The sequence below is a fragment of the Brevibacillus sp. BD137 genome, from assembly GCF_041644655.1.
Lineage (GTDB): Bacteria > Bacillota > Bacilli > Brevibacillales > Brevibacillaceae > Brevibacillus > Brevibacillus brevis_D.
Map to the genome: position 1 here is coordinate 23,539 of NZ_JAOTNO010000017.1, position 26,187 is coordinate 49,725.

At 48.4% G+C, this 26,187-nt stretch carries 23 protein-coding genes; 19 read left to right on the plus strand and 4 right to left on the minus strand.

Features of this window, described 5'->3' with window-relative positions; all coding sequences use genetic code 11:
- Nucleotides 1-2: 2 nt before the first annotated feature.
- Together ODZ53_RS26070 and ODZ53_RS26075 are read left to right on the plus strand one after the other, a co-directional pair.
- Complete coding sequence (locus tag ODZ53_RS26070; RefSeq protein ID WP_372681100.1) at nucleotides 3-1,877, plus strand: VWA domain-containing protein; 1,875 nt, start codon at nucleotides 3-5, stop codon at nucleotides 1,875-1,877.
- The gene (locus tag ODZ53_RS26075; RefSeq protein WP_372681102.1) at nucleotides 1,867-4,710 is read left to right on the plus strand and encodes a VWA domain-containing protein; all 2,844 of its coding nucleotides are present in this window, start codon (nucleotides 1,867-1,869) and stop codon (nucleotides 4,708-4,710) included. The genes ODZ53_RS26070 and ODZ53_RS26075 overlap by 11 nt, the downstream gene beginning before the upstream one ends.
- Before the next feature lie 38 nt (nucleotides 4,711-4,748).
- On the opposite strand, the gene ODZ53_RS26080 is transcribed toward ODZ53_RS26075, so the two are convergent.
- Complete coding sequence (locus tag ODZ53_RS26080; RefSeq protein WP_372681104.1) at nucleotides 4,749-6,899, minus strand: multicopper oxidase family protein; 2,151 nt, start codon at nucleotides 6,897-6,899, stop codon at nucleotides 4,749-4,751.
- A gap of 231 nt (nucleotides 6,900-7,130) precedes the next feature.
- Between ODZ53_RS26080 and ODZ53_RS26085 the strand changes: the two genes are divergently transcribed.
- The gene (locus ODZ53_RS26085) at nucleotides 7,131-7,895 is read left to right on the plus strand and encodes a class I SAM-dependent methyltransferase (protein WP_372681105.1); all 765 of its coding nucleotides are present in this window, start codon (nucleotides 7,131-7,133) and stop codon (nucleotides 7,893-7,895) included.
- A gap of 210 nt (nucleotides 7,896-8,105) precedes the next feature.
- Entirely contained in the window at nucleotides 8,106-9,830 is a 1,725-nt protein-coding gene (locus tag ODZ53_RS26090; RefSeq protein WP_372681107.1) for a methyl-accepting chemotaxis protein, read from the plus strand.
- 307 nt (nucleotides 9,831-10,137) lie between these two features.
- Here the strand turns inward: ODZ53_RS26090 and ODZ53_RS26095 are convergent, their stop codons facing one another.
- Complete coding sequence (locus tag ODZ53_RS26095; RefSeq protein WP_372681109.1) at nucleotides 10,138-11,277, minus strand: ABC transporter permease; 1,140 nt, start codon at nucleotides 11,275-11,277, stop codon at nucleotides 10,138-10,140.
- Complete coding sequence (locus ODZ53_RS26100) at nucleotides 11,274-12,017, minus strand: ABC transporter ATP-binding protein (RefSeq protein ID WP_372681111.1); 744 nt, start codon at nucleotides 12,015-12,017, stop codon at nucleotides 11,274-11,276. The genes ODZ53_RS26095 and ODZ53_RS26100 overlap by 4 nt, the downstream gene beginning before the upstream one ends.
- 217 nt (nucleotides 12,018-12,234) lie before the next feature.
- Here ODZ53_RS26100 and ODZ53_RS26105 point away from each other — a divergent pair, with 217 nt between their 5' ends.
- From ODZ53_RS26105 to ODZ53_RS26130, 6 genes are all read left to right on the plus strand, one after another.
- A complete protein-coding gene (locus tag ODZ53_RS26105; protein WP_015893247.1) occupies nucleotides 12,235-12,654 on the plus strand; it encodes a hypothetical protein in 420 nt (139 codons plus the stop codon).
- A 109-nt stretch (nucleotides 12,655-12,763) separates the two neighbouring features.
- Nucleotides 12,764-13,408 carry a SurA N-terminal domain-containing protein gene (locus tag ODZ53_RS26110; RefSeq protein ID WP_015893246.1) on the plus strand — a complete coding sequence of 215 codons (645 nt, stop codon included), beginning with the start codon at nucleotides 12,764-12,766 and terminating at the stop codon, nucleotides 13,406-13,408.
- 141 nt (nucleotides 13,409-13,549) lie between these two features.
- On the plus strand, nucleotides 13,550-15,058 hold the full coding sequence (locus ODZ53_RS26115; protein ID WP_372681114.1) for a spore germination protein: 1,509 nt from the start codon (nucleotides 13,550-13,552) through the stop codon (nucleotides 15,056-15,058).
- 35 nt (nucleotides 15,059-15,093) lie between these two features.
- Nucleotides 15,094-16,275 (plus strand): Ger(x)C family spore germination protein, encoded by a 1,182-nt coding sequence (locus ODZ53_RS26120; RefSeq protein WP_372681116.1) that lies wholly within the window; start codon nucleotides 15,094-15,096, stop codon nucleotides 16,273-16,275.
- A 28-nt stretch (nucleotides 16,276-16,303) separates the two neighbouring features.
- Nucleotides 16,304-16,531 (plus strand): hypothetical protein, encoded by a 228-nt coding sequence (locus tag ODZ53_RS26125; protein WP_199927341.1) that lies wholly within the window; start codon nucleotides 16,304-16,306, stop codon nucleotides 16,529-16,531.
- A gap of 47 nt (nucleotides 16,532-16,578) precedes the next feature.
- Nucleotides 16,579-16,929 carry a DUF2512 family protein gene (locus ODZ53_RS26130; RefSeq protein WP_064201612.1) on the plus strand — a complete coding sequence of 117 codons (351 nt, stop codon included), beginning with the start codon at nucleotides 16,579-16,581 and terminating at the stop codon, nucleotides 16,927-16,929.
- A 55-nt stretch (nucleotides 16,930-16,984) separates the two neighbouring features.
- On the opposite strand, the gene ODZ53_RS26135 is transcribed toward ODZ53_RS26130, so the two are convergent.
- Nucleotides 16,985-17,821, minus strand: coding sequence for an oxidoreductase (locus ODZ53_RS26135; protein ID WP_372681118.1), 837 nt, complete (start codon nucleotides 17,819-17,821; stop codon nucleotides 16,985-16,987).
- 336 nt (nucleotides 17,822-18,157) lie between these two features.
- On the opposite strand from ODZ53_RS26135, the gene coxB reads away from it, so the two are divergent.
- From coxB to paaK, 9 genes are all read left to right on the plus strand, one after another.
- Nucleotides 18,158-19,186 (plus strand): cytochrome c oxidase subunit II, encoded by a 1,029-nt coding sequence (gene coxB, locus ODZ53_RS26140; protein WP_016741454.1) that lies wholly within the window; start codon nucleotides 18,158-18,160, stop codon nucleotides 19,184-19,186.
- A gap of 71 nt (nucleotides 19,187-19,257) precedes the next feature.
- The gene (ctaD, locus tag ODZ53_RS26145; RefSeq protein WP_221867800.1) at nucleotides 19,258-21,102 is read left to right on the plus strand and encodes a cytochrome c oxidase subunit I; all 1,845 of its coding nucleotides are present in this window, start codon (nucleotides 19,258-19,260) and stop codon (nucleotides 21,100-21,102) included.
- Nucleotides 21,102-21,728 (plus strand): cytochrome c oxidase subunit 3, encoded by a 627-nt coding sequence (locus ODZ53_RS26150; protein WP_372681121.1) that lies wholly within the window; start codon nucleotides 21,102-21,104, stop codon nucleotides 21,726-21,728. Before ctaD ends, ODZ53_RS26150 begins: the two co-directional genes overlap by 1 nt.
- Before the next feature lie 3 nt (nucleotides 21,729-21,731).
- A complete protein-coding gene (locus ODZ53_RS26155) occupies nucleotides 21,732-22,049 on the plus strand; it encodes a cytochrome C oxidase subunit IV family protein (protein WP_015893238.1) in 318 nt (105 codons plus the stop codon).
- 686 nt (nucleotides 22,050-22,735) lie between these two features.
- Nucleotides 22,736-23,035 (plus strand): EthD family reductase, encoded by a 300-nt coding sequence (locus ODZ53_RS26160; protein ID WP_041749930.1) that lies wholly within the window; start codon nucleotides 22,736-22,738, stop codon nucleotides 23,033-23,035.
- Nucleotides 23,036-23,037: 2 nt separating this feature from the next.
- Nucleotides 23,038-23,499 carry a PaaI family thioesterase gene (locus ODZ53_RS26165; RefSeq protein WP_372681123.1) on the plus strand — a complete coding sequence of 154 codons (462 nt, stop codon included), beginning with the start codon at nucleotides 23,038-23,040 and terminating at the stop codon, nucleotides 23,497-23,499.
- A 93-nt stretch (nucleotides 23,500-23,592) separates the two neighbouring features.
- Nucleotides 23,593-23,994, plus strand: a complete 402-nt coding sequence (locus ODZ53_RS26170) for a PaaI family thioesterase (protein WP_007723391.1) — start codon at nucleotides 23,593-23,595, stop codon at nucleotides 23,992-23,994.
- Nucleotides 23,994-24,779, plus strand: a complete 786-nt coding sequence (locus ODZ53_RS26175; RefSeq protein ID WP_372681126.1) for an enoyl-CoA hydratase-related protein — start codon at nucleotides 23,994-23,996, stop codon at nucleotides 24,777-24,779. The genes ODZ53_RS26170 and ODZ53_RS26175 overlap by 1 nt, the downstream gene beginning before the upstream one ends.
- A gap of 56 nt (nucleotides 24,780-24,835) precedes the next feature.
- Nucleotides 24,836-26,164, plus strand: coding sequence for a phenylacetate--CoA ligase PaaK (paaK, locus tag ODZ53_RS26180; protein ID WP_372681128.1), 1,329 nt, complete (start codon nucleotides 24,836-24,838; stop codon nucleotides 26,162-26,164).
- Nucleotides 26,165-26,187 lie beyond the last annotated feature (23 nt).

Sequence of the window (26,187 nt, forward strand, 5' to 3'; positions counted from 1 at the left end):
ACATGCAGTGGATGGGTTTGGGCAACTTGTGGTTTGCGCTGATGATCCCGGCCATCATCGTCCTTTACCTGCTCAAGCGAAAAGTAGAGGATCGTGTCATACCTAGTACACTCCTGTGGCAGCGCACGTTGCAAAACTGGGAAGCGGTGAAACCGTGGGAAAGGCTACGGCGCAACCTGTTGTTGCTGCTGCAACTGCTCGCTGCCTGCTTGCTCGTGCTGGCTTTGATCCGACCGGCCGTGCCCACTGAGGGAATCACATCGGACCATACGATTTTGGTCGTGGATACATCAGGGAGCATGATGGCGAAGGAAGGAAACGAGACGCGGCTGGAACGAGCCGTTTCACAGGCAAAAGCACTCGTAGAGAAGCTGGGAAGCGGACAGACGATGACCCTCATTGAGGCAGGGCGTGAGCCAAATGTTTTAGTTTCCAAAAGTGCAGACAAAGAGCCGCTCTTGCAAGCCATCGAAAAGCTTGCGCCTTTTTCCGGGACAACCGATCAAACCGCAGCCTTGTCTTTGGCAGGAGCCATTGCAGAGAATGAACCAGGTAGTGGAGTGGTTTGGATGGGGGACGGAAGCGGGGAACGCAAGCTGGATGGAGGCTCAGTCCCTGCCTTTTCCGGAAGCTTTCAGTTCATGCAGATGGGAAGCACCCGGGAGAATACGTCAATCGGTGTTTTTGTGACCCAACCTACGGAAAAAGGGGTAGAGGGACTGCTGCGAGTGGACAATCACGGCAGTATGCCTGCAAAAGGAAAAGTCACGGTTTTTGATGAGCAAGATAAGCTGCTGGATACCGATTCTTTTGCGATTGGGGCGGGTAGCTCCCAGACATTTTCGTTTCAGAAGCTGGCAGTGTCTAGCGTCTATCGTGCAGTCATCGAACCGGAGCAGGACGGACTTTCCCAGGATAATGTCATGTGGAGTGTTCCATTCGCTGCCGGGAAGGGAAAAGCAGCATTGTATTCGCCAGAGGGGAACCGCTTCCTCCATCAAGTATTGCAGACAGTCGGGAGTCTTGAGGTGGAAACGATTCAGCAGGCACCGGATGCTGCGGCTGATGCGAGTGACTTGTGGGTTTTTGACGGAGTCGTGCCAGACCAGCTACCAAAAGGAAACCTTTTGTTGATTGCTCCGAACAAGAAAACAGAGTGGTTGCCGCTTGCCGGAGAAAAAGAGCTAGATCAACAGCCAAGGCCAGTTTCCCCGGATGACCCTCTGCTCAAGCACGTAGATTGGCGAGATGTGCACATCGCCAAAGGATACGCATTGGACGAGATGCCTGGTATGAAGCCATTGGTACGCGCAGGTGATGTCGATCTGGTCAGAGCCGGGATCATAGACGGTCGACGAATGGTCATCATCGGATTTGATTTGCATGCATCGGACTTCCCGCTGCGTCCTGCTTTTCCGATTTTCATGCAAAATGTCGTCAACTGGCTGTCACCTGGTCAGACAGCCCCAATCCCTAGGGCACATCCGGGAGAAGTCTTGACCCTCCCACTCTCACCGGGAGCGACAACACGTACCTTGACGTATCCGAATGGACATCAGCAGTCTCTTTCGGAGGACGCCACGTCCAAAACGATGCAGCTACCGGAACTGACCGGATTGTATCGCCTTGATGAAGAGGTAGATACAGGCACCAAAAGTACGTATTTTCCTGTCCAAATGAATGAGGAAGAATCGAACATTACACCAAAGTCCTTGAGCGTTGCCCGGAAGAATGCCGAAGAGCAAAAGGAGAGTGAGGAAGCAACAGCGACTGACACGACAGGAGCACTGGGAACGAAGGAGCTGACCTATTGGTTGGCAGCTTTTGCTCTCTTGGTGTTATTGGTGGAATGGAGGGTGTATCAGCGTGGGTATTAACTTTATACAGCCGCTATTCCTGTTGCTATTGCTTCCTGTTGCGTATGTCATCATCAGCTGGTGGCGACATCAAAAGCAAATGCCAATCGGCAGAAAGGCAACAATTGCTACTATTCGTTCGCTCTTGTTCCTCCTTCTGGTTTTGGCGTTGGCAGGGACACAGCTGCTGACACCTGTTCAGGCGAAAACGATTGTGTTTGTTGTCGATCGATCGGCTTCCATGAAGGACGATCCGCGAGTTCTTTCCTTTTTGCGGGAGGCGGTCGGTCAAAAGCAGGCAGCGGATAAGTATGCTGTCATTGCAATAGGTGCAGAGGCGGCGGTCGATCAACCGATGACGATACGCGAAGAGGTACAGCCATTGGGCGTGGATGTCAACCGGAATGCAACCAATTTGGCAGAGGGAATCCGATTGGCGTCTGCCATGATCCCTACCAATGCCAGAGGAAAAGTCGTTTTGCTAACAGATGGTCTGGAAACAAGCGGAGATGCGGCACGGCAGACGAGACTGGCGAGGGAGCGAGGAATCGTTGTAGAGGCTGTATCCTTGCAGCAACCAAACGGGGATGAGGTCGTCCTTACATCTGTACAGGTGCCACAAAGACTGTATGCGGGAGAGGAATACGGCATCACCGTTGATGTGGAGAGTACGATAGCGACCGAGGCTATCCTTCGCCTGTATGAAGGCAATCGCGAGGCTGGTCAGCAAACGGTACAGATTGGCAAAGGCAACAATCGCTTCGTTTTTTCGCAAAAAGCGATGCAGCAGGGTTTCCATCGCTATCGTGTGGAAATCGAGCCACGACAAGATACCGTAGCGGCGAACAATCAGGCAACAGCCTATACGCAGGTAGCCGGGGCACCAGTCGTACTCGTAGCCGAAGGGCATCCAGGTGCCGCTAGCAACCTCATTCAAGCGCTGGAAGCGGGCAATATCAAGGTGGAGCTGCGCGATCTCGCACTGCTGCCAAAGGAGCTTGAGGGCTACAAGCAATTTGCCTCCATCGTACTGGCAGATGTGCCCGCTACCAGCATGACTGATGCGGATATGGAACGCATGCGGACCGCTGTACGTGATTTGGGCATTGGTTTGATTATGACAGGCGGTAAAGATAGCTTCGGCATGGGTGGCTGGTTCCAGACACCAATCGAAGAGGCATTACCTGTTCACATGGATTTAAAAGGGAAGGAACAGCTCCCTTCGCTCGGACTTCAGCTGGTCATCGACAAGTCGGGTAGTATGAGCTCCGATGCCAGAGGTGCGGATAAGATGGCACTGGCTAGGGAAGCCGCGATACGAGCGACAACCATGATGAATGCACAGGACTACATCGGGGTGATCGCATTTGACGACACACCATGGGATGTCGTAGCTCCACAATCTGTCACGAAGCTGGATGAAATCCAACAGCAGATCAGCAGAATTCAAGCGGATGGCGGGACCGATATTTTCCCTGCCTTACAGCTGGGCTACGAACGTGTAAAGGCGATGAACACACAGCGCAAGCACGTTATCTTGCTCACAGATGGACAGTCTGCACTCGACGACGATTACGAGGGCCTGCTCCAACAAATGACGGCTGAAAATATTACTGTTTCAACAGTGGCGCTGGGGGATGATTCAGATAGGGGGCTGCTGGAGATGATTGCCGAGTTAGGAAAAGGCAGATACTATTTTGCAAATGATGCCGAATCCATCCCGAAAATCTTCAGTAAAGAAACAGCCTTAGCCAGCCGCACGTTTATTGTGGAGAAGCCTCAAGTACCAGGCTATACGGGCTTGGGAGCTTGGCCGACGCTGAAGCAAGCATTGCCTCCGGTGCGTGCGTATATCGCGACAACACCGAAGCAAACAGCCGAATCATCCTTGATGAGTGCTGACGATGATCCGATTCTCTCCCGCTGGCAGTACGGTCTGGGGCGTTCTGTCGCCTGGACGAGTGATCTGGAAGGGAAGTGGTCACCGGACTGGGTGGCTTGGGGAGGAAACAGCCGTCTGTGGAACGAAATCGTGGCATGGACTTTCCCACAAATTACGGAAGGCGCTTGGAAGACGACCACGAGCTTGAACGGCGCCAAAGGCAATGTGAAGGTTACGATGCCAGCTGGTAAAAGCATGCCTCAAGAGATGGAGGCAGTCGTTCTCAATCAAGAGATGAAGCGAGAGGTCATCAAGCTTAAGCCGGTTGCGCCAGGTGTTATGGAGGGTGAATTCGAGACGGCTGATCCGGGCACGTACATGATTCAAATCTCACAAAAAAATCGAGGCCAAGTCATGGCGAGCCAAACGACAGGCTTGACCGTTTCCTATTCACCCGAATACGGAATACATGCCGATGGTGAGAAGCGACTTCAAGAGTGGCTAAGTGCTGGTGGAGGGAATCAGATCATCAAGCCGGAAGAAGCTTTTGGTGGCACGCTTCCCGATAAATGGGACACACAGTCAATCAGTGAGTGGTTACTGATGTTGGCGGCGTTGCTGCTGCCGATCGATATCGCCGTTCGTCGTCTGCAGTTGCCGGATCAATGGTGGGCAAGGCTTTCCAGTCTATGGAGATTGCGCAAGTCCCCGTCTGCCGATCCTGAACAACAGGCAGTATTGTCTCGCCTCGGCGAGAAGCGCTCTGCAACAAGACGGACACGCGAAGAGAGGACAGATGACCCGAAAGTCGTATCTGCTCCCCTTATTCATCCGGTAGGAACGGCTGGAAATCGGGTGAAGCCAGAGGCAGTCAAGAACGAGCAGGCAAAAGAGAAACAGGAGAAGCAAACACAGTCTGACGAAGCGCTAAACAGACTATTGGCGGCCAAGAACCGGAAAAAGTCTCGGTAATAGATAAAAAAGAAAACAGCAGCCTGGCGAAAGAATCGCTACGGACTGCTGTTTTCTTTTTGGAGATGCTCTTCATACACGAGCGGGACTGCGATACCAAAAGCAGTTTCATCTTTAGGAGGGTTCTCTTTCATCGATACACCAGGATTATTCGCACGGAAAGCAACTTCATAGGTTTCACCCGGCGCTATCTGGAGAGTGTCCGTCCACCATGGACTTCCCGTAACCTTTTTGCCGTCCCGGCTCAAGATGAGCATGTGATGACCGTGCAGATACAGCGATTGATCCTGAAAGCTGCGGTTGACGAAGGTTAGCTTTATGAGATCGCCCTCTTCAAGCATCATCCGGGTATCAGGAAGCAAGTCGCCATTTACAGTCGATAATCGCTCGAATTTACCGTCATAAAAACCATACTGACTATCAATGAGCAGTTGATATTCCCGATCAAAATGGGAAGAGAGATCAAAAGGAAGAGCAGTCGGACTACCGTAACGTGCAGGGTCAAAGACGGAAAGCTCTGCGTTTAAGAAGGGTACAGCATCTTTGGACCCGTCTGGACTTAAGAGCAGCCCCTTGTCATGCTGGTTGGCAGCTGGAGCAAATAGCACGGGACGATTCGGCATCGTAAACTGAATGTCGTATCGACCGCCTCCACCCGGTTGCAAGGCTTGATTGGCAATCAAATTCGGTTCGTTTACCTCGGTTCCGTCTATCGCTACTACCTGAAAAGGAGTTCCTTGCAGCAAATAGGTGACAGGAGCATTTTCTGCGTTTATAAAGCGCAGGCGAACCGTTGTGCCAGGAGTAACTGTTTCGATTTTTTGCGTATCTGAGCCGTTTAACGTCGCGCCTGCCTTTTCATCCTTGTGATGAATCATGGCGATGTCGCGGATGGATTTTCCTGTAGTCGCTGCATCGGCTGCCTCGATCACAAGGGCACCGAATAACCCGTTCACTACTTGCCCAGGAATTTGCTGATGAGAATGGTACCAATACGTTCCTGTTTGTTCTGCACGAAAACGCAATACAGATTTTTCTCCTTTTGCAAGGCGATCATTGCTAGCGGGAGTCTGCATGCCATGCCAGTGGATGTCTATCCCTTCGGATATATCCTTGTTCAGCAGGGTGATTTCGACGAGCTCACCTTGCTTCATACGCATCTCAGGTCCTGGATATTGTCCGTTCAGGGTCCATGCTTCTACGGTTTTGCCTGATGCCTGACGGATGGTTGTTTTCTGTGCGTTCAGCGAAAACGTTCGATCAGGGTTTTCTTGGTTTGATTTTGTTGATACATCGATACTTCTAGGTTTCTCTGTGGAAGGCATTGAATAGGCACTTGCCCTTACAGGGAAAACGAAATCGGGGAGAGCGTGATCGTCCTGATTCTGAGCTCCCAAGGATGGATGGTCGGGAAGGCGGCTCGCTATCATCGCTTGATTTCCCCAGATCGTTGCAAGTAAAGCGGTCATCAGGAAAAGCATGGCAAAACGGATGAAGCGGAGCAGACGGCGCGGTTTTACCCAGTTGTCCGCAGTGGAGTGGTATTGATGCTGCCACGATTGCTGAATCCAAAGCAGGGAGACCCCAGCTAATAGTACACCCCAAGCAAGAAATAAAATGGACGGTTCCAACGTAACAGCAGGAAAAAAGACTTGAAGGAAGAGTGCAATTAGGCAGCCCAAGACGGTGGCTTGCAACGGAACGAGCAATTCGGGGCATGATGCGTCTCCTCGCCACTCTGCATCTAACGTGTCATCTAGGTCAGGGGAGTTTGCTTTTACAGGCCGAACATTTTTCTCTTGTAACAAAATTCGGGTATAATCCGTATCTACTTGTGAATGTCTCGAATCTCTGCCTCCTTTTCCGGCCAACTCCCACAGTCGTGGAAAAGTAGAGAGCAGGCAGAAAAGCAATGGAACCAAAATAAAAGGTAAAAAGCCAAGCAGCTTATCCTTTATGTAAAGCCAGCCAAAGGATTCAAACAAAACCCACGTCATCACCAAATGCCCTGCAAAGACAAAAAGGGCCGACCATAAAAAACATAAAGTGATGCGAGCACTGCTTATGAAAGCCCGTTTCGTCGGACGGAAAACGAGCTGGTTTGCCATGATTGTAGGGACCAGCATGACGATGAGAAGGACCAGAAACAATCCTTGATGAATCCCGGCAAGCACTTCAAAATCAGCCATGATCAGTTCCTCCTGTTTACTAGTTCGATACTAATGATATAGAGAAACGGCCGAGGACCAAACGTACTGGGGCAGTATTTTCACTCCGCCTTAAGTCGGAGAAGTATATTGGGGAGGGGACTTTTACTCATGTCCTTTGATTTTGTGCAAACGTAACAACGCTCTCGAGCTCCTCCTGCCTCGTCTGGATTGGGCGCGAACAGACTGGTATAAACGAGAGGAGAAGCAAACATGGAAAAGAAGGATTGGATCAAAAGCTTTCAAGAGGAAGTAGAGGCCCCATTCGCTGGGTGGGATTTTGCCAGATTGACTGCGACAGGCAGGATGCAGGATGCACCACTTGGCTGGAACTATGTAAACCTCGTGAAAAAGAACATGCAAGGGATCAGCTCTATGCTGGAAATGGGAACAGGTGGTGGAGAACTGTTTTCTACGCTTGCGCCGTTCCCTTTGGAAACGTATGCGACAGAAGGCTATGAGCCGAATGTAGCGGTGGCAAAAGCCAATCTGGAGCCCCTGGGTGTTCGTGTGTTTCCGGTAGACGGGGAAGAAATATTGCCTTTTGAGGATCAGTCACTTGACTTGATTATTAATCGACATGAAGCTTATTTGCCTTCTGAAATAAAGCGCCTGTTGAAGCCAGGGGGCACATTTGTTACCCAGCAAGTAGGCGGTCAAGACAATCTCGAGCTGAATCGATTGCTGGACGCTCCCATTCCGCCAGATTACTTGCACTGGAATCTAGCCTATGCAGTGAACGAACTGGAGGAAGCTGGTCTTAGGATTGTAGAGCAAAGAGAGGAAATGAGCTTTTCGCGTTTTTACGACATAGGTGCCATTGTTTACTACCTGAAGGCTATCGAATGGCAGATTCGCGACTTTACTGTTGAAAAGTACGCTCAAGCCTTACTCGATCTGCACCAGAAAATCGAAGCGGCTGGTTATATCGATATTCCTACCCATCGCTTTCTCGTGATCGCCCAACAAAAGTCCTAATTAAATCACTACCGATTGTCGATAAGACTGGTAGGGAGTGTTTAGGAAAAGCACCCTTTTTGGGTGCTTTTTTTATCGAGTAGCACCGTGTGAGAACAGCAACGCTGATCCTTTTACGAAAAGGCAAACCCTCCCGCAACAAAGCGTCCGCTCCTGGGTGGGTGGTCCGCATTACACATATCGCAACCGGCGAAGGAGAAGTGAAACAGGATGAGTAAGAGCTTGGCAACACGGGTCGTTGCTCTTGTAGCGGTGATCATTGCCGTCATGATGGCAATCAATATTATCATGATTTACGAAAATAGCGTAGCTACTGTTGAAAAAACACTCTCGCGCTCAAGCATCAACACAGCATTGCATATCTCCCAAGGGCTTGACTCAGAGAAGATAGCGACATTTATATCTCAGCCAAAAGAATCTGACGACTACTGGTCGATCCGAAATATGTTGCTTGAGTACACGCAAAAAACAGGCGCCCTTTATGTTTATATTCTTCATGCTGACGGTGAAAAGGTAAAGATTATGGTGGATGGAATGGCGAAGGGAGCAGAGGGGGCAGCTACAATCGGTCAAGAGACGTCCTCTACCGGCATGTCCGATATCTCTCCTGTTTTGGCAGGCGGATCGAACAGTACGCCAATTGTCAAAGACCCTGTGTACGGAGACTACCTAAGTGCATTCGCACCGATTGAAGATCCATCTGGTCAAGTGATTGCTGTGCTAGGTGTAGATACTGCGGCAGACAAAGTGGAGCAGATTAATGATCAGGTTTTAGATGAAACCATGCCACGGATCATCATCGCTATGATCGTCGTAACGATTATTGCTTTGGTTGCTGTATTCTTCTTGATCAAAAAGCTGCTTCGTCCACTGCAGGTTGTACAAGAGGCGTCTATGCGTATTGCTTCTGGTGATCTCACGTCTACCGAGATTTCCGTTTCCAACAAAAAAGACGAGATTGGCCGAATTGTCGTTGCTTTTGGTGAGATGACGGCACAGCTGCGTCAAATCATCGGCGGAGTAAAAGAGACTACGGAGCATATCGACACTATGGCGAATTCCATTCGGGAAGGTGCCAACTCTGTCCGCGAGCAAAACAAAAATATCGTGGTCACCAGTCAAGAGATTGCCCAAGGGAATGAGCAGACAGCAACGGCGATGGAGATGACGGTGCAAACGGTGCAAGAATTCTTGAGTGAGCTGTCTGAATTGAATACGGCGATTGACGAGATGGATGCGGTATCCAATCGCGTGTCTGATATCGGAGAGAGCAGCTATAAAGTATTGCAAGAGTTTTTGGCAGATGGAACAGAGACGAACAAACAATTTCATGAAGTGCAAAATACAATGGCGATTCTCGAAGAAAAATCGAGCCGAATTAACGACGTGATTGAAACGATTCAGCAGATCGCTGGACAAACCAATCTGTTAGCGTTGAATGCAGCCATCGAGAGTGCGCGTGCTGGCGAGGCGGGCAGAGGCTTCGCTGTGGTAGCGGGAGAAGTTCGCAAGCTTGCTGAACAGACAGGTGCGGCAACTCATGTTATTCAGGAGAGCATCAAAGATATTCAAGATCAGGTGAGACAGGCTACGGAAAAGACAAATGCGACGCTGGATCGCTACAATGCGGGTACAGAGCGTTTGGATTCCGTCACACAAGGCATTACGGCGCTGTCTGATATGACGCATACCTTGAAGACGTCGCTTGCGAATGTTATGGCAAGTGTAGAGACGATGAAGCAAGGTCAGAACAAGGTGAATGAATCCGTGTTGACGGTTACTGCCATCTCAGAACAAACAGCAGCAGCCACCGAAGAGGTATCTGCTACGATGCATGAGGTCAGTGGAAACGTTGATCAGTTCGTGTCTGAAACGGAGCAGGTGACAGACAGCATTCAAGAGCTGCGCAGCAAGGTGGATACGTTCCGACTGTAGGTAAATTACTTTATCGATAAATAAAAAAGCTCTTCCACTGGGGAAGAGCTTTTTTTGTGGCTGTAGTGGGGGGAAGAAGCGCATTTCCAGTCTACGCTTCGGCCTCCGCCCCACAAGAGGTGAAGACTGTCCGCTCCGGGCTTAATGGCGGGAGCCGCTTCAAAAGTAGAAGTTTCGATGAGGAATTCGCAGAGTTGAAGCTAAAACCACTCCCTCCATTCAGCCCTCCGCTTTGTCGGGCTCCAGAGGCGCTTGGACTGGAAATGCGCTTCTTCCACGCGGCTTTTCATGTAACGGCAAGCTTACACTACAAAATTCCAATGAGCACAAGAACTACACCCTGAAAACCCAAAAGAACCATACGCAGCCAGCTAAAAGCCTGTCTCATCTGCCCATCCCGAATCGGAAAGATTGCATATCCGTTGCGCTTTTGCTGATGGCGCCAGAGGCTGCTGATCTGGCTGGCAGTCATGAAGAGAAAGAGCAGACCGGCAATGATTTTCGCATATGGGCCGGGCAATATGAGAACGACGAAGGCTGACAACAGGAGCAGTCTGAAATAAGTGCCCGCAAAGTCACCAGAGCGAATGAATTTTTTGGTAAACAAATGACGTCCTGCTGTTGATTGATGGTAAGGCAGCAGCTTCGTCAGGGTAATGAGCCACGAGCGTGATTTCACTTGGTGCTGTATGGCAGGGACATCCCGGAAGTTGTTCACGAACTGATAAAAGCGGTGACGCAAGCCGCTTTCGATGGCCAGCAGGCGATACCATTGTAGAAAATGTTTTTTCTTATAAGTCAACATTTGCGAATGGAGCCAGATCAAGAGCGCAGCGCAGATCAGAACACCGAATGGGACATTACCCAAGCGCAAGAATTGGCCTTCGCTCAATACCCAGGCGAGGAGGATGTACGAAAAGACAAATCGAGCGAGTGTATAGAATCCGATCTTCTGCTGATCTGGCAAACGTAAGAAGGTCCAATTGCTGTAAATATTCCAGCCCTTCAAGAGCAGGGGAATGCACCAGTACACCCACAGCTGCACGCCTTGTGCGCCTACGACCCCTGTATACATAGGCATGAGCAGGAGCAGGACGATAAACACCACCATGCCCTGAATGGCAAAATTGTAAATGAGCGCCTTTCGGAAATAGCGATCCAGTCTTACTTCATGCGGAGTCAAAAAAAGCAAATCCGCTTCCAGCAAAAACGTGCGTAGGGGGCTTCTCACCACGACGATTGCAATCACGAGCGCCATCGCATACGGCAAAGGGAACCAGGCTGGAATCATCGCGATGATGCTGCGGTAGTAGAAAGCGAGCAACCCCATCAAAAAGACCCCAACAAACGCTAAACCGCCATTCGCCATGTACTGGGCATACCGAATGAATTCTACGGAAAAGGCATGGAACCGTTTGCGAAATAATTGATCAACGTCTATTTTCACTGGCCGTCATCCTCTACGATATGTAAGTATATGTCGTCCAAAGAGCTATCTGGGAGCCCTGTCATACGCCGAAGCTCCTCAAGCGTTCCTTGGGCTCTGATCTCGCCTTTGTGCAAAATGATGAATCGGTCACAATGCTTTTCGGCAGTCGCCAAAATATGTGTGGACATCAAAATGCCAGCCCCTTGCTCCTTGCAACGGTTCAACCACGTGAGAAGAGAACGAATCCCCAGCGGGTCCAGACCCAGGATCGGTTCATCTACGATGTACAGAGGCGGTTGTACGAGCAACGCCATCATGATCATGAGCTTTTGTCGCATCCCTTTGGAAAACTGCTGAGGAAATCGGTCTTTCATTTCCTCCATGCGGAATTCTTTTAAGAGAGGACGTGCCCGTTCATAAAAAACTTCCCGGTCCAGCCCGTGGCTCATGGCCATTAACTCGATATGCTCCCAAAGCGTAAGCTCTTCGTAATAAATGGGAGACTCAGGAATATACCCGTAAGACAAGCGATAGTTTTCCGGATCAGATTGAAAAGTTTTCCCCGCAATGCTGATTTCACCTACGATGGGTTCCAAGAGTCCTAGGATATGCTTGATTGTCGTGCTTTTGCCTGCGCCATTCAGCCCGATTAGGGCCACAATTTCTTTTTCGCGTATGTGAAAGGAGACATCTTTAATTACGGCGTGGTTGTAAGAGTACCCACCCGTTACCCCTTTTACCTCCAACAAGGTTGTCATGGTATCCTCCTTTATGAATAAACGGTTTTGTCCCCGTTTATTTGAGAGAAATGCTAGATAGTCTTCCTTCTATTTTAGCTGAATTCAGGATTTGGAAATACATTTGTTTGCCGCCTTTTTTACACGAGACTGAACAGAGAGGGATAACCGTACAGGCAATGCTCCTCACCGATACATAAACAAGTAGTATAAAGGACGGACGGGGGAGGTGGAATCTATGACAGCAGGACCTTATGAAAATCAGAAAGATATAGATCAGCATATCCAACGTATCTATTTGAAATTAGACAAATTCGAAGAACGAATCGATCAGCTTGAGGGACAAATGTTAGTCGTCACGAAGTGGTTGGAACGAATTGAACATCGATTGGGACGCATGGAGGATGTGCGTTACGATGTACTGCAAGTTTTGAACAAGCTGCAGACTGAATTAGAAACGAAAGCAGAGAAGACGGAAAAAGACAAAGATATTATCCTGCAATTGCTGTCTAATGAAAATCGGGACAAGGAAGCACTTGCTCAGTTTATGGAAGTAGAAAAAGATAGGAAACAAGAACGCTTTCTACAGGTTTGGGCAGTTTTAGGTCCTGTCATCGCCTCCGTTCTCTCCTCTTTTTTTACCCGATTTTTTATGTAGCGCATAATATGTTTAAAATGTGGAAAAGTTGTGTAATACGCTTTCCATTTTTCTACCATAACTTCTTTCTATACTTGGAGGGCAGATTATAGAAAGAGAGGATATCCAAGTGAAGAAGTTTGATATTTCCATGCTTACGGTTGCCATATTAGTAACGGGGTTAGCTGTTTTAGGTTTTTATCAATCATGGGCAAAAGGCAATGACCCTGTATTGGTAACAGCTGGCGATACCTCGATTACACAAAATCAGCTTTACGGTGAAATGAAGAAAACGTACGGAAAACAAACGATACATGAACTTGTTGCGGAAGCGTTAATCAAGCAGGAAGCCAAGGCGCAAAACGTCGCGGTGACGCAAGAAGATATGAATAAAGAGATTGATTCGATGAAAAAACAGGTAGGTTCACCTGAGGCATTCCAAAACTACTTGAAGAGTATGGGAATGACTGAGGCCCAACTGCGGGATAAGTTGAACGTGCTCATGACACGGGATAAGTTGTTGGATAAAGCATTCCCGGTTACCGAGGAGCAAATCAAAACCTACTATGATACAAATAAAGCACAGCTGGGTTCACCAGCACCTGAGTTTGATAAAGTCAAAGATCAGATCAAGATGATGCTGACTGACCAAAATCGCAGTCAGAACTACGGTACCTGGTTAAATACGCTTCAGGATAAACACAAAGTAGAATGGAACGACCCTTCCTTTGACGATCCATCAGTGCCAGGTGAAGAACAAATACCTGCTCCATAAGTAGAACTTATACCCAAAGACCTTGTCCTCTTCCATGAGTGCGAGGTCTTTTTCTGTGAAAACGGTCATGAACGTTTTGTTTAGCAATGGGGGCAATCGGAGAAACTGTGTTCATAATTGCCGATGTGAGGAGCAATCCGAATGGCTCAGATTGGTTGCAGCCTAGACGACAACGTTCACTATATAAAAGAATCGCTCGGATACAGCAATGACATTGTGATTCGAGAGGTAGTCCTACATAACCTAGAACCCGTTCGGGCAGCAGTCATGTATGCGGATGGCATGGTTGATTCGTATCTGGTACAAGCCGTCTTAATCGACAGTCTCTTATACAAAATGCGCTTGAAGGAATGGGAAGGGATACGCGAGGACGAGTTCGTTCCCTTTTTAAAAGAATCGATCTTGACCGTAGGGGATATGGGGGATTTATACGATTTTCCCACCTTGTTTACAGCATTGCTGTCTGGCTGTGTCATCATTCTCGTGGATGGCTGCTCGCAAGGAATTCATATTGGTTTGCAGGAGTGGAAGGATAGAGGAGTCACCGAGCCGTCATCACAAACTGTCATTCGTGGTCCACGGGAGAGCTTCACGGAGACACTTCGCACGAATATTACGCTGCTGCGGAGACGGATTTCCAGTGAAAAGCTATGGATTGAAATTAACAGAATCGGCGAGGAAACCAAGACAGAAGTCGCGGTTGTGTATATGAAAGGGATTGTAGAAGAAGATGTGGTAGAAGAAGTACGTAATAGACTGGATCGAATCAGCATCGATGGCATCATGGAAAGTGGAATGATTGAAGAGCTGATCCAGGACGAAGCCTACACACCTTTCCCCACCATTTCTAACTCGGAGCGCCCGGATGTAGTGGCCGCGAATCTATTAGAGGGACGCGTAGCGATTCTTGTAGATGGGACTCCTTTTGTTTTGACCGTGCCCTCTCTTTTTGTTGAGTTTTTCCATTCAGCGGAAGACTACTATCAGCGCTTTGATTTTAGTACGTTGATTCGCATGCTGCGCTTCGCCTGTTTTTTCATAGCGTTGCTGGCCCCCTCTCTCTATATCGCCATTACGACCTTCCACCAAGAGATGCTCCCGACACAGCTTCTGATCAGCTTGGCAGCACAGCGAGAAGGAGTGCCCTTTCCGGCCTTTATTGAGGCGATCATGATGGAAGTGGCTTTTGAGATATTGCGAGAGGCTGGAATCCGCATGCCGCGTGCAGTAGGTCAAGCCATTTCCATCGTGGGAACACTGGTCATCGGACAAGCAGCGGTGGAAGCCGGGATTGTTTCGGCAGCGATGGTCATTGTGGTCTCGATTACCGCGATCTCCAGCTTTATTTTCCCAGCGAGCAATATGTCGATTACCGTGAGGATTCTTCGTTTTCCCCTGATGGTGCTGGCTGCTTCTTTTGGCATATACGGAATTATTGTAGGGATGCTAGCCTTGGTGCTGCATTTATGTAGTCTGCGCTCGTTTGGCGTACCGTACATGGAATCATTTGCTCCGTTTTCTTTGAAAGAGCAAAGAGACACGATTTTTCGCTTGCCACGCTGGGCCTTGGACAAACGTCCTGAATCGATTACCAAAAACAATTTGCGACGCCAATCTAAAGGGATAAAGCCATTACCACCGCGAAAGTAAGAAACTTTCCACAGCATGTAAAGGAGTGGGCACCAGTGAAAGGGATAAAAGTTCTTCTCTGCATCATGCTCGTTATTATCCTAGCTGGTTGTTGGGATCGAAAAGAACTGAACGATTTGGCGATTGGGGTCGGGATTGGTATTGATAAAGTGCAAGGAGGCTATCAAGTTTCGGTTCAAGTAGTAGATCCTGCAGAGGTAGCGGCCAACAAGGGGAAGCCAGGACGTTCACCTGTTACTCTCTTTACCATGAACGCTCCGACGATTTTTGAGGCTGTGCGGAAAATGACCACGATCTCTCCACGTAAAATTTATATGTCCCACACGCGGATGCTCATATTTGGCGAGGAGGTTGCGAGAGAAGGGATCGCTCCTGTCATCGACTTTGTCTCGCGCGACCATGAGTTTCGGACTGACTTTTATATTGCCATCGCTAGAGGAACGACCGCACGCAACATCCTGAGAGTGATCACACCGCTTGAACAAATCCCTTCTACAGAAATGTTTGCTTCTTTAGAGACATCCTCCAAAGTATGGGCGCCTACCGCAGCCGTTACGATGGATCAATTGATTACTGACTTTACCAGCAAAGGGAAAGAAGCGGTTTTGACAGGCGTGCGACTAACCGGACCTGCAAGGGAGGGGGACCAACGAAATAACGTCGAGCAAATAGATACCCCCGTGCTTCTTCAATATACGACATTGGCTACTTTCCGGGGAGACAAGATGATTAACTGGCTGAGTGAAGCGGACAGCAAAGCCTATAGTTACATTACAGGCAAAGTAAAAAGCACGGTCGGAAGTATGCCCTGCAAGGGGGGAGGACTCTTGACGCTGGAAGTCATGCACGCCGACGCGAAAATCGAGGCTACCATGAAAAATGGCACGCCTGAAGTCATCGTTCACATCGCTTTGGAAAATGATATTGGCGAAGTGCAATGCAAGCTCGATCTGACAGAGGAGGATACGATCAAGGAGCTGGAAAAAGAGGCAGAAAAATCACTGGAAGCATTGGCGACAAAAGCCATTGCCAATGCCAAGAAACATGGAGTAGACATATATGGATTCGGAGAAGCGATTCATCGGCAATACCCGAAGGTATGGAAGAAGATAGGGAGTAATTGGGAAAAGGGATTTTCCAAGCTGCCTGTACATGTCAAAGCTGATGTGAAAATCAGACGTTTAGGAACCATCAATAATGCCTTTGAAGAAAGGTGATTGTGTAACAGGGGCAGGGGGAGTTTGTATGTCGACATTTGCTGTCATCGTTATATCCATAATCGTTTGTGCATACGAGCTGCCCCGATTGATTCGGATGCGACAGCGCAAAGAGATCGCTGTCTTTCTCGGGTTGCTTGTCATTAGTGTTGGCTTGTACGCAGGAGCTGAAAAAGGGGTTGTCCCCAATCCTGTTTACTGGGTGGAAATGGTTTACAAGCCCGTATACGACGGCCTCATGACATGGCTGAAGTAAACGAGGGGCATACTGAGTACACCCCCAGTAAAGGAGAGTAAATAGACGTGGACGGTCTTTTGATGAAGCTGCTCGTTAGTCCGTTGTTGGTCGTTTTGGCAGATGCTCTCTTTCCAGAAGTGAATTTCGCTAATCTATATCAGTCTGTCGGAGTCGGATTTGTCTTGGCAATCGCCGGATATTTTTTGGATAGGGCGATCCTTACAGCAGGGAGTCTTTGGCTTACGACCATGTTTGACTTGATTATCGGCTTTTTGATCGTTTATGGAAGCATTGTGTTTTTGCCGACGGCTCAAATTGCTGCAATCGGGGCCGGTTTTGTTGCGATATTTTTTGGCGTAGCAGAATATATCCAGCATGTTTGGCTGATACGCACAGGACGAACGGAAAGTGTATAGTTGCTTACCGTGCAAACACACTCCTTGGGGGTGTGTTTTGTTTATGGAAAAACCATTACGATCGCTTTGTCACGATTCGCTCAATCCATGACCACGGAAGCCAATTTTTTGCAGCGATTGTAAGTCCCACACCTCGGCCAACCGGGTAGCGGAATCGCGGCTTGGGAGTGGTGGCTGCATGGACAATCGTCGAGATGACTGCGTCGGGGGCAGGTGCCTTTTCTATGATTGCTTCTACGTGACGTATTAGTTGCTTCATTTGGGAGGCGTAAGGAGAGTCTTCATCAAGCTGTTGGTCTTGCATTCCTTTCTCCCAGATGGCTGTACGAAAGGAGCCGGGCTCAACAAGGACGACTTGAACCTGAAAGGGTAGCATTTCAAGGCGAAGCGATTCACTGAAGCCTTCGACTGCATGCTTGGATGCGGCATACGGCGAGAGACCGGAGAAACCAAATCGCCCACTGATGCTGCTTACGTTTATAATTCGTCCAGCTTGTTGCTGCCGCATATAAGGCAAGACTGCCCGAGTGACGTCGATCAACCCGAACACATTTACATCAAACTGCTTGCGCCATTCTTCAGAAGAGACCTCCTCAGCAAAGCCACCCAACGCGTAGCCGGCATTGTTTACCAATAAATCAATGCGCCCATGTTTTGCAATGATGGAGGTGATCGCCTCCTGAATTTGTTCCGAATTCGTAACATCAAGGGAAATGACTTCCAGATGGTCAGAATCTATAAGCAAGCTTGCCAATTTGTCAAGAGGGTCTCTTTTTGCTGGATCACGCATAGCAGCAATTACCTGAAAACCAGCCTTGACTAAAGCGACCGATGCATGCTTACCAAAGCCACTTGAGGTACCAGTGACTAGTGCAATTGGTCTTTTTTGCATAGAATTCTCCTTTAAAATGTATAGTATGGTAGAATTTAACTGCAATGTTCACAAAATTGTTCATAAATTTGTTAACAAAATCATAACAAATAGCCTTTGTATTAAGGAAAATTTATGTATACTTAAATGGTTACCACGCTTGGGTAGAAGTGTGCAATACTGCCCCTTACTTTGCTGTTTGTTTTTGGAATGGCTGCTAATACTTTTCATGTTTGGGTATTATAGTTGTGAATGGTATTGTATGCGATTTCTTTAAGCAGATAGAAAAGTACGAAAACTTCTAGTTGTAGGCGTGGCTAGAACGTTACCAACACGAAGAAAGAGGGGTTCATTGGTATGAAGGGTTGGCAACAGTATTGGCGTCAGTTTTCCCTGTTTGCTCTGCTGGCGCTAGTGTTAACCGGGTGTGGCAAGGATGAGCTCTCAGCGCTCAAGCCCTCTGGTCCGGTAGCTGCGATGCAGTTTGACCTGATGAAGCTGTCCTCCGCTATCATGATCGGCGTCTTCATTGTCGTTATGGCGATCTTTACGTACGTCCTTATCCGCTATCGTAAGCGTCCCGGACAGCAAGGCATTCCTAAGCAGGTCGAAGGAAATCATGCACTTGAAATTCTTTGGACGGTAATTCCTTTCTTGCTCCTAATCATCATGGCGATTCCGACTGTTACTACTGGTTTCGCACTGCACAAGGAGTACCCGAAAGAGGAAGCAGTTCAAGTAAAGGTTACTGCTCACCAATTCTGGTGGGAATTCGAGTATCCTGATCTTGGAGTAGCGACTGCACAAGACTTGGTATTGCCGGTTGGTAAAAAGGTTCAATTCGTATTATCAGCATCTGATGTTAAGCACGCATTCTGGATTCCTGCATTGGGCGGTAAAATCGATACGAACCCAGGGCAAGAAAACAAAATGTGGCTGCAAGCAGACAAAGCAGGCATTTACTACGGTAAATGTGCGGAGCTCTGTGGAGCCTCCCATGCCTTGATGGACTTCAAGGTAGAAGTAAAGGAACAAGCAGATTTTGACACTTGGGTAGCGAACATGAAGGGCGTTCAGGCAAAAGAACCTGTAACGGCAACTTCTCCATTGGCTGCTGAAGGTCAACAAATCTTTGATAAGAGCTGTTTGGGATGTCACGCTGTGGCAGGTAAAGGCGGTAAGATGGGGCCAAACCTGACTAACTTTGCAGATCGCGAACGTGTAGCAGGTATCAAAGCACATACACCTGAAAACATTGCAGAGTGGCTGAAAGATCCGCAAAAAATCAAGCCAGGCAACAAAATGCCTAACCTCAACCTCGATGACAACCAAGTGAAAGCACTTGTAGAGTACATGGAGACATTGAGCGTAAGCGAGAAAAAGTAAAGTAAAACCTCATAAAACTTATTGCATTGACAATCGTCATAGGCAGTGACGCTTAAAAAGGAGGTAAACCCGTGTCTGCACATGCTTCTCATGCACCAAATCGCTCGGGGCTGTGGGATTATCTTACGACAGTGGACCATAAGAAGATTGCGATCCTTTATCTGATTGCTGGTGGGATATTCTTCTTGGCCGGTGGTTTGGAAGCCCTGCTGATTCGTTTGCAGTTGATGTACCCGGAGATTGAATTCGTTGGTGCCAAGACTTTTAATGAATTAATTACGATGCACGGCACTACGATGATTTTCTTGGCGGTTATGCCGATCATTTTTGCTTTGATGAACGCGATTGTCCCTCTTCAAATCGGTGCACGCGACGTAGCATTCCCGTTTGTTAACGCTCTCGGATTCTGGCTATTTTTCTTCGGGGGAGTGCTACTGAACACAAGCTGGTTCTTGGGTGGCGCACCTGATGCTGGCTGGACATCGTATACAACTTTGGCTTTGAATCAATACAGTGGCAGAGGCGTAGACTTCTACGTACTCGGTTTGCAAATTGCCGGTCTCGGAACGCTGATTGGTGGTATTAACTTCCTGGTTACGATCATCAACATGCGTGCTCCAGGTATGACATTCATGCGTATGCCAATGTTCACCTGGGCGTCCTTTATTACGTCCGGTTTGATCCTCTTCGCATTCCCTGCGATTACGGTTGGTTTGGTTCTGTTGATGTTTGACCGTTTGTTCGGCGGAAACTTTTTCAACCCTGATGCAGGTGGTAACGTTGTTATCTGGGAGCACTTGTTCTGGATCTTCGGTCACCCCGAAGTATACATTTTGATTCTCCCTGCATTCGGTATCATTTCAGAAGTAGTTTCTACATTCTCAAGAAAGCGTCTGTTTGGTTACAGTTCCATGGTATTTGCAACAGCGCTGATCGGTTTCTTGGGCTTCATGGTGTGGGCTCACCACATGTTCACAACAGGTTTGGGCGCAATTGCCAATACACTGTTTGGACTTGCAACCATGTTGATTGCTGTTCCTACAGGTATCAAAATCTTTAACTGGCTCTTGACCATGTGGGGTGGTCAAATTCGCTTCCCTACCGCAAACTTGTTTGCAGTAGGATTTATCCCAACGTTTACAATCGGTGGTATGACAGGGGTTATGCTTGCGGTTCCGCCGGCTGACTATCAATACCATGACAGTTATTTCGTAGTTGCTCACTTCCACTACGTAATCGTAGGGGGTCTCGTATTCGGTCTCTTCTCTGGTCTTTACTACTGGTGGCCGAAAATGTTCGGTAAAATGCTGAACGAAACAATTGGTAAATGGAACTTCTGGACGTTCTTCATTGGTTTCCACCTTACCTTCTTCCCGCAACACTTCCTGGGTCTGATGGGGATGCCACGTCGCGTCTTTACATACCTTAAAGATCAGAACCTGGATATGGGGAACTTTATCAGTACAATTGGTGCATTTGGTATGACGATCGGTACCATCCTATTCGTGATCAACGTAGTCGTTGCAGCGAAGAGCTCCAAACGCGCTCCTGCAGATCCGTGGGATGGACGTTCACTCGAATGGGCGATTCCTTCGCCGCCGCCGGAGTACAACTTCGTTCAAACCCCTCTCGTTCGCGGTTTGGATGCGTTGTGGGTCGAGAAAATGGCTGGTAACAAAGGCATGACGCCTGCGGAGCCAATTGGCGACATTCACATGCCATCGCCATCGTTCTTGCCATTCCTGATGTCTCTCGGATTGTTCGTGGCAGGCTATGGCTTTATCTACCACAACTATGTGGTTGTAGTTATTGGAGTGCTCGCTACATTCGCCTGCATGTTTACTCGTTCAGTGAAAGATGATCCAGGTTATCACATTCATGAAGATGAACTCGAAGAGAAAGGGGTAAAGGCTTAATGGCTAACCATCACGCACATGCAGTATTGCCTGACGAACCGGAAAAAGCCACCCTTGAAGGTAAGAATAAGGTTCTTGGCTTCTGGCTCTTCCTCGGTGGGGAGACAGTTCTCTTCGGTTCCTTGTTTGCAACATTTATCGCTCTTCGTGATCAAGCAAACGGTGGACCAACGTCCCAAGCGTTGTTTGACATGAATCTCGTAGCAGTGGCTACACTTCTCTTGCTTACCAGCTCGATGACAAGTGTTATGGCTACACTGGCTCTTCACAGGAAAGACCTCAAGAAGATTCAGCTATGGTTGACTATCACGGTAATACTCGGTCTCGGCTTCCTTGCTTTGGAGATCTACGAGTTTGTACACTATGTGCATGAAGGACTGAAATTGTCAACAAGTGCATTTTCTTCTGCCTTCTATACATTGGTTGGATTCCACGGAGCTCACGTAGCGTTTGGGATTTGCTGGATCATCCTTTTGCAACTATCTGCGACGAAAAAGGGCCTGACGGTAGTAACTGCACCGAAGTTCTACCTGGCATGTCTGTACTGGCACTTTATCGACGTTGTATGGGTATTCATCTTTACCGTGGTATATCTCATGGGTATGATCGGTGGAAAGGTGGGATAATCTATGGGAGCACAAGCTCATAATGAAGAGGTACGCAAACCGAAAGTGAAGCACGAAGGTCCGAAAAGGCACCTTGTTGCTTTCATCGGATCTCTCGTATTGACCGCACTGGCATTCATTGCAGTGGCGTATGAAGCAATTCCATCAGGTTTTACCGTACCATTCATCGTAGCACTGGCCTTTGTTCAAGCGTTCTTCCAGCTGTATGTCTGGATGCACATGGATCAAAAAGGTCATGAGTTTGCACGGATCAGTATTTTCGCAGGATTGTTTGTAATTATGATGGCGATCATCGTCTTTATTTTCTGGGTCTGGGTCTAGGAAGTGGAGCGATGCGAGAGGACAGACATTGGGTCTGTCCTCTTTTTTGTGTATTTGTTGCTGTTGGGGAGGGGAAGAAGCGAATTTCCAGTCTACGCTTCGGCCTACGCCCCGCAAGGGGGATTCACTGTCCGCTCCGGAATGAATGTCGGGAACGCTTCAAAAGTAGCAGTCTCGAAGAAGGGGGTAGCAGAGGTTGAAGCTAAAACCATTCCCGCCATTCATCCCTCCGCTGGGTAGGGCTCCAGAGGCGCTTGGACTGGAAATTCGCTTCTTCCCACGCGGCTTTTATTAAATTCCGAAAAAGGACTCCTTGAAATTCCCTAACAAATGTTTTGAAAAATCAAAGACAACTACAGCTGTTCGAAAGTCCTGTCACATGTTTGGAAGGAGACCGCCCGAACGAAGTGAGGATACAGGCGACTGGAAAACATGTGGCAGGGCTTCCCCCCGACCACAAAAGTTGGAAGACACCCCATCGAAGCATATTCTGTAAGCTTTTTCCTGGTCATAAACATGAAGAGAAGGGGGGATTAAGAGCAGACGGAGTTTTCGCGCTTTTTGAAAAATACTTGCACCTGTCACAAAGGCTTTATATAATAAAAATATTAACATGCGTTAAAATAACGTTATATGAATTAGTCGTCACACATTACAACTATAATCTGAGGAAAGCAGGGAACATGATGGTGAAATTGGTAGCAATTTATCGCAAGCCCGAAGATATCGATGCTTTTGACAAGCATTATTTCGAGGTACATGGCCCATTGGCAGAAAAAATGCCTGGCTTAATCAAAATGGAAGTAAGCAAAATCTACGGAACACCAATGGGAGAATCTGACCTGCATCTGATGGCAGAAATGTACTTTGAATCAAAAGAAGCTTTGACGGAAGCGTTGTCATCTTCTGAAGGTCGCGCAGCAGGAAAAGACCTCCGTGGCTTCGCTGGACCCATTGTGTCCATGCATTTTGCAGAAGTAGTTTAATCATGACCACGAAAAGATTAATAGACGAACAAGCGCTCCATCAGAAGCATTACGCAGAGATTTGCGAGAAGCTAAAGCAAGATCCATTTGCCCAATTTTTGGGCATCAAGCTGATTGAGCTGGGAGAAGGAACGGCGACTGCGGAAGTCACGGTTGCCGAGCATATGCTGAATGCCCACGGCACCGCGCATGGCGCAATCATCTTCTCTCTGGCAGACTTTGTTTTTGCAGCGGCTTGTAATTCCTATGGCAAAACATCTGTAGCACTGTCGATGAATATCGGATTTTTGGCTGCTGCCATGAAAGGAAATCGCTTGGTGGCAACTGCGACCGAAGAAAAGAAAAATAATCGCACAGCTTGGTACCGCATCCGTGTAGAAACGGAGCATGGCTTGGTAGCGACACTGGATGCACTGGCGTACCGGAAAAGTGATTACTTCGTCGAAATCGACGAAAACGACTAACTGACAGTGAAAATAAAACGGAGAAAGGATGCCAAAAGCCACGTGCTTAGGCTCCTTTCACTGTTTCAAGACGATACGAGAAAGGGGGCAAAGATGTCAGTGGAGATCCGTAATCGATTCAACCACTACCTAGGCATAGAAGTCGTTCACCGAGATGAACAGGGCTGTAAGGTAGCACTGAAAATTCGCCCCGAGCTATTCAATAGCATCGAAGGTGTCGTACACGGAGGCGTTACGGCGACATTAGCCGATGTGGCGATGGGGCATGGGGCAGCACCCCATGTGGATGGTGTACAGCAATGTGTGACGGTGGAGAGCAAGATTCAATACCTCCACCCTGCACGCGGTGAGGTACTCGAGGCACAATCTCATGTATTGAAACAAGGAAAAAGCTTGATCGTGATGGAAGCACGCGTGACTTGTGATGGCAAGCTTGTGGCTTTTGCTACCGGCACGTATGCACGGGTGAACCCGCCTACACAAGGAGGACGTTGATGATGGAAGAGAGCGTTCGCTTTGAACGTGAAGGGCATATAGGACTGATTACATTAAATCGTCCAGATGAGCTGAATGCGCTGAACTACGATACATTGGAGCGCTTGGGAAGCTTGATTGAGCAGGTGCGTTTGGATGCAAAAGAGATTCGCGTGGTCATCGTGAAGGCAGAAGGGCGAGCATTTAGTGCAGGGGCAGATTTGAAGGAGCGCCGTACACTGACGGAACAGCAGGTGCGCCGCAATGTCCGCAAAATCCGCGATGTATTTACCGCGTTGGAGAGGCTTCCGCAGCCGACGATTGCCATGATCAACGGATTTGCTTTTGGCGGGGGATTTGAGCTTGCGCTGGCCTGTGATTTCCGCTATGCCGTCGCAGATGCCAAAATGGGACTGACAGAGGTGAGCTTGGGCATCATTCCTGGTGCGGGTGGTACGCAGCGTTTGTCTCGCTTGATCGGACCTTCCAAGGCAAAGGAGCTGATCCTGACTGCCAGGCGCATCCAAGCGCAGGAAGCGTATCATATCGGTTTTGTAAATGCTGTTGCAAAAGATACAGAGGAGCTGCGTAAGCTGGCAATAGGGCTGGCAAACGAGATTTTGGCAAATGCTCCGTTGGCGGTTTATCAGGCAAAGTCAGCTATTGATCGCGGAAGCAGTGTTGATTTACAGACAGGTCTAGATATCGAAACCATGTGCTATGAAGTGATTATTCCTACCACAGATCGTCTGGAAGCATTGGAAGCCTTTCGCGAAAAGAGAAAACCAGTTTTTAAAGGCGAGTAACATTTTCAAATAAGCACTCCTACCGAGTCATAACGCAAGGGAATGAGGGAAGCGACATGATCTTTAATACAGAAATGGAAACGCTACCAAGAGAGAAAATGACGGAACTGCAACTGGCACGCTTGAAAGAAACGGTCAAACGCGTATACGAGCGCGTCCCTTTCCACACAAAAGCATTCAATGAGGCTGGTGTGAAACCAGAAAACATCCAATCGATCGAAGACATACAGAAGCTTCCCTTTATGAAAAAGACTGATTTGCGAGAAAATTATCCATTCAATCTGTTTGCGGTTGAAATGAAGGAAGTAGCACGTATTCATGGTTCTTCCGGGACAAAGGGAAAACCGACCGTTGTCGGCTACACGAAAAAAGACTTGGAGAATTGGGCGGAGATCGTGGCCCGCGCCATTTGCTGTGCGGGTGGAGAGCCAGGGGACATTTTCCATAACGCGTATGGCTACGGTCTTTTTACAGGCGGTTTGGGTCTGCACAATGGCATCGAGCATATGGGCGCAGTTGCAGTGCCAGTATCCGGCGGCAATACCGCCCGTCAAATTACGTTGATCGAGGACTTCAAGCCACGTGGCATTGCAGCAACGCCATCCTATGTCCTCAACATCGTGGAAGAGATGAAAAAGCAAGGAATCAATCCACGTGAGACAAGTGTCAAATACGGGATTTTTGGTGCGGAGCCGTGGTCGGAAGAAATGCGCGTGCAGCTGGAGCGAGAGCTCGACATTAAAGCCGTGGACATTTACGGTCTGAGCGAAGTGATGGGGCCAGGCGTTTCCATTGAATGTCAGGAGGCGCAGGATGGCCTACATATCGCAGAAGACCATTTCTACGCAGAAATTATCGATCCGAATACCGGAGAAGTGCTTCCATACGGACAAGAGGGCGAGCTCGTATTTACGTCGCTGACGAAAGAAGCATTCCCGGTTGTCCGCTATCGTACGGGTGATATCGCGTCCCTCAATCCTGAGCCCTGTAAGTGCGGACGGACAACCATGCGGATGTCGCGCATCAAAGGGCGTGTAGATGACATGCTCATTATTCGCGGAGTCAATGTGTTCCCGACAGAGATCGAGTCCGTCCTGCTTACGTTCAACCAATTGGCTCCACACTACCAGGTCGTCATTGAGCGCGACGGTACCCTCGACCGTTTTGAGGTGCACTGCGAGCTGACACCAGCATATGCAAAAGAGCTCAGTGAAAATGACAGCTCTGCTCTCTCGTCATTGGTGAAAGAAATTTGCCATCACATCAAAAATACGTTAGGTGTGTCCGTGGTGCTGCGGGTGCAACCGCCAAGTTCCTTGACGCGTAGCGAAGGCAAAGCGATACGAGTCGTAGATAACCGAAACAAATCACAGGCAGCGATCTAAACCAACTCCTGTAAAAAAAGGGT

Bases quoted from the DNA above. Each gene is read 5' to 3' on its own strand.
- ODZ53_RS26070 (WP_372681100.1), top strand. From the start codon at position 3: ATGCAGTGGATGGGTTTGGGCAACTTGTGGTTTGCGCTGATGATCCCG.
- ODZ53_RS26080 (WP_372681104.1), bottom strand. From the start codon at position 6,899: ATGGCTGATTTTGAAGTGCTTGCCGGGATTCATCAAGGATTGTTTCTG.
- ODZ53_RS26085 (WP_372681105.1), top strand. From the start codon at position 7,131: ATGGAAAAGAAGGATTGGATCAAAAGCTTTCAAGAGGAAGTAGAGGCC.
- ODZ53_RS26090 (WP_372681107.1), top strand. From the start codon at position 8,106: ATGAGTAAGAGCTTGGCAACACGGGTCGTTGCTCTTGTAGCGGTGATC.
- ODZ53_RS26100 (WP_372681111.1), bottom strand. From the start codon at position 12,017: ATGACAACCTTGTTGGAGGTAAAAGGGGTAACGGGTGGGTACTCTTAC.
- ODZ53_RS26105 (WP_015893247.1), top strand. From the start codon at position 12,235: ATGACAGCAGGACCTTATGAAAATCAGAAAGATATAGATCAGCATATC.
- ODZ53_RS26115 (WP_372681114.1), top strand. From the start codon at position 13,550: ATGGCTCAGATTGGTTGCAGCCTAGACGACAACGTTCACTATATAAAA.
- ODZ53_RS26125 (WP_199927341.1), top strand. From the start codon at position 16,304: ATGTCGACATTTGCTGTCATCGTTATATCCATAATCGTTTGTGCATAC.
- ODZ53_RS26135 (WP_372681118.1), bottom strand. From the start codon at position 17,821: ATGCAAAAAAGACCAATTGCACTAGTCACTGGTACCTCAAGTGGCTTT.
- coxB (WP_016741454.1), top strand. From the start codon at position 18,158: ATGAAGGGTTGGCAACAGTATTGGCGTCAGTTTTCCCTGTTTGCTCTG.
- ODZ53_RS26150 (WP_372681121.1), top strand. From the start codon at position 21,102: ATGGCTAACCATCACGCACATGCAGTATTGCCTGACGAACCGGAAAAA.
- ODZ53_RS26155 (WP_015893238.1), top strand. From the start codon at position 21,732: ATGGGAGCACAAGCTCATAATGAAGAGGTACGCAAACCGAAAGTGAAG.
- ODZ53_RS26160 (WP_041749930.1), top strand. From the start codon at position 22,736: ATGGTGAAATTGGTAGCAATTTATCGCAAGCCCGAAGATATCGATGCT.
- ODZ53_RS26165 (WP_372681123.1), top strand. From the start codon at position 23,038: ATGACCACGAAAAGATTAATAGACGAACAAGCGCTCCATCAGAAGCAT.
- ODZ53_RS26170 (WP_007723391.1), top strand. From the start codon at position 23,593: ATGTCAGTGGAGATCCGTAATCGATTCAACCACTACCTAGGCATAGAA.
- ODZ53_RS26175 (WP_372681126.1), top strand. From the start codon at position 23,994: ATGATGGAAGAGAGCGTTCGCTTTGAACGTGAAGGGCATATAGGACTG.
- paaK (WP_372681128.1), top strand. From the start codon at position 24,836: ATGATCTTTAATACAGAAATGGAAACGCTACCAAGAGAGAAAATGACG.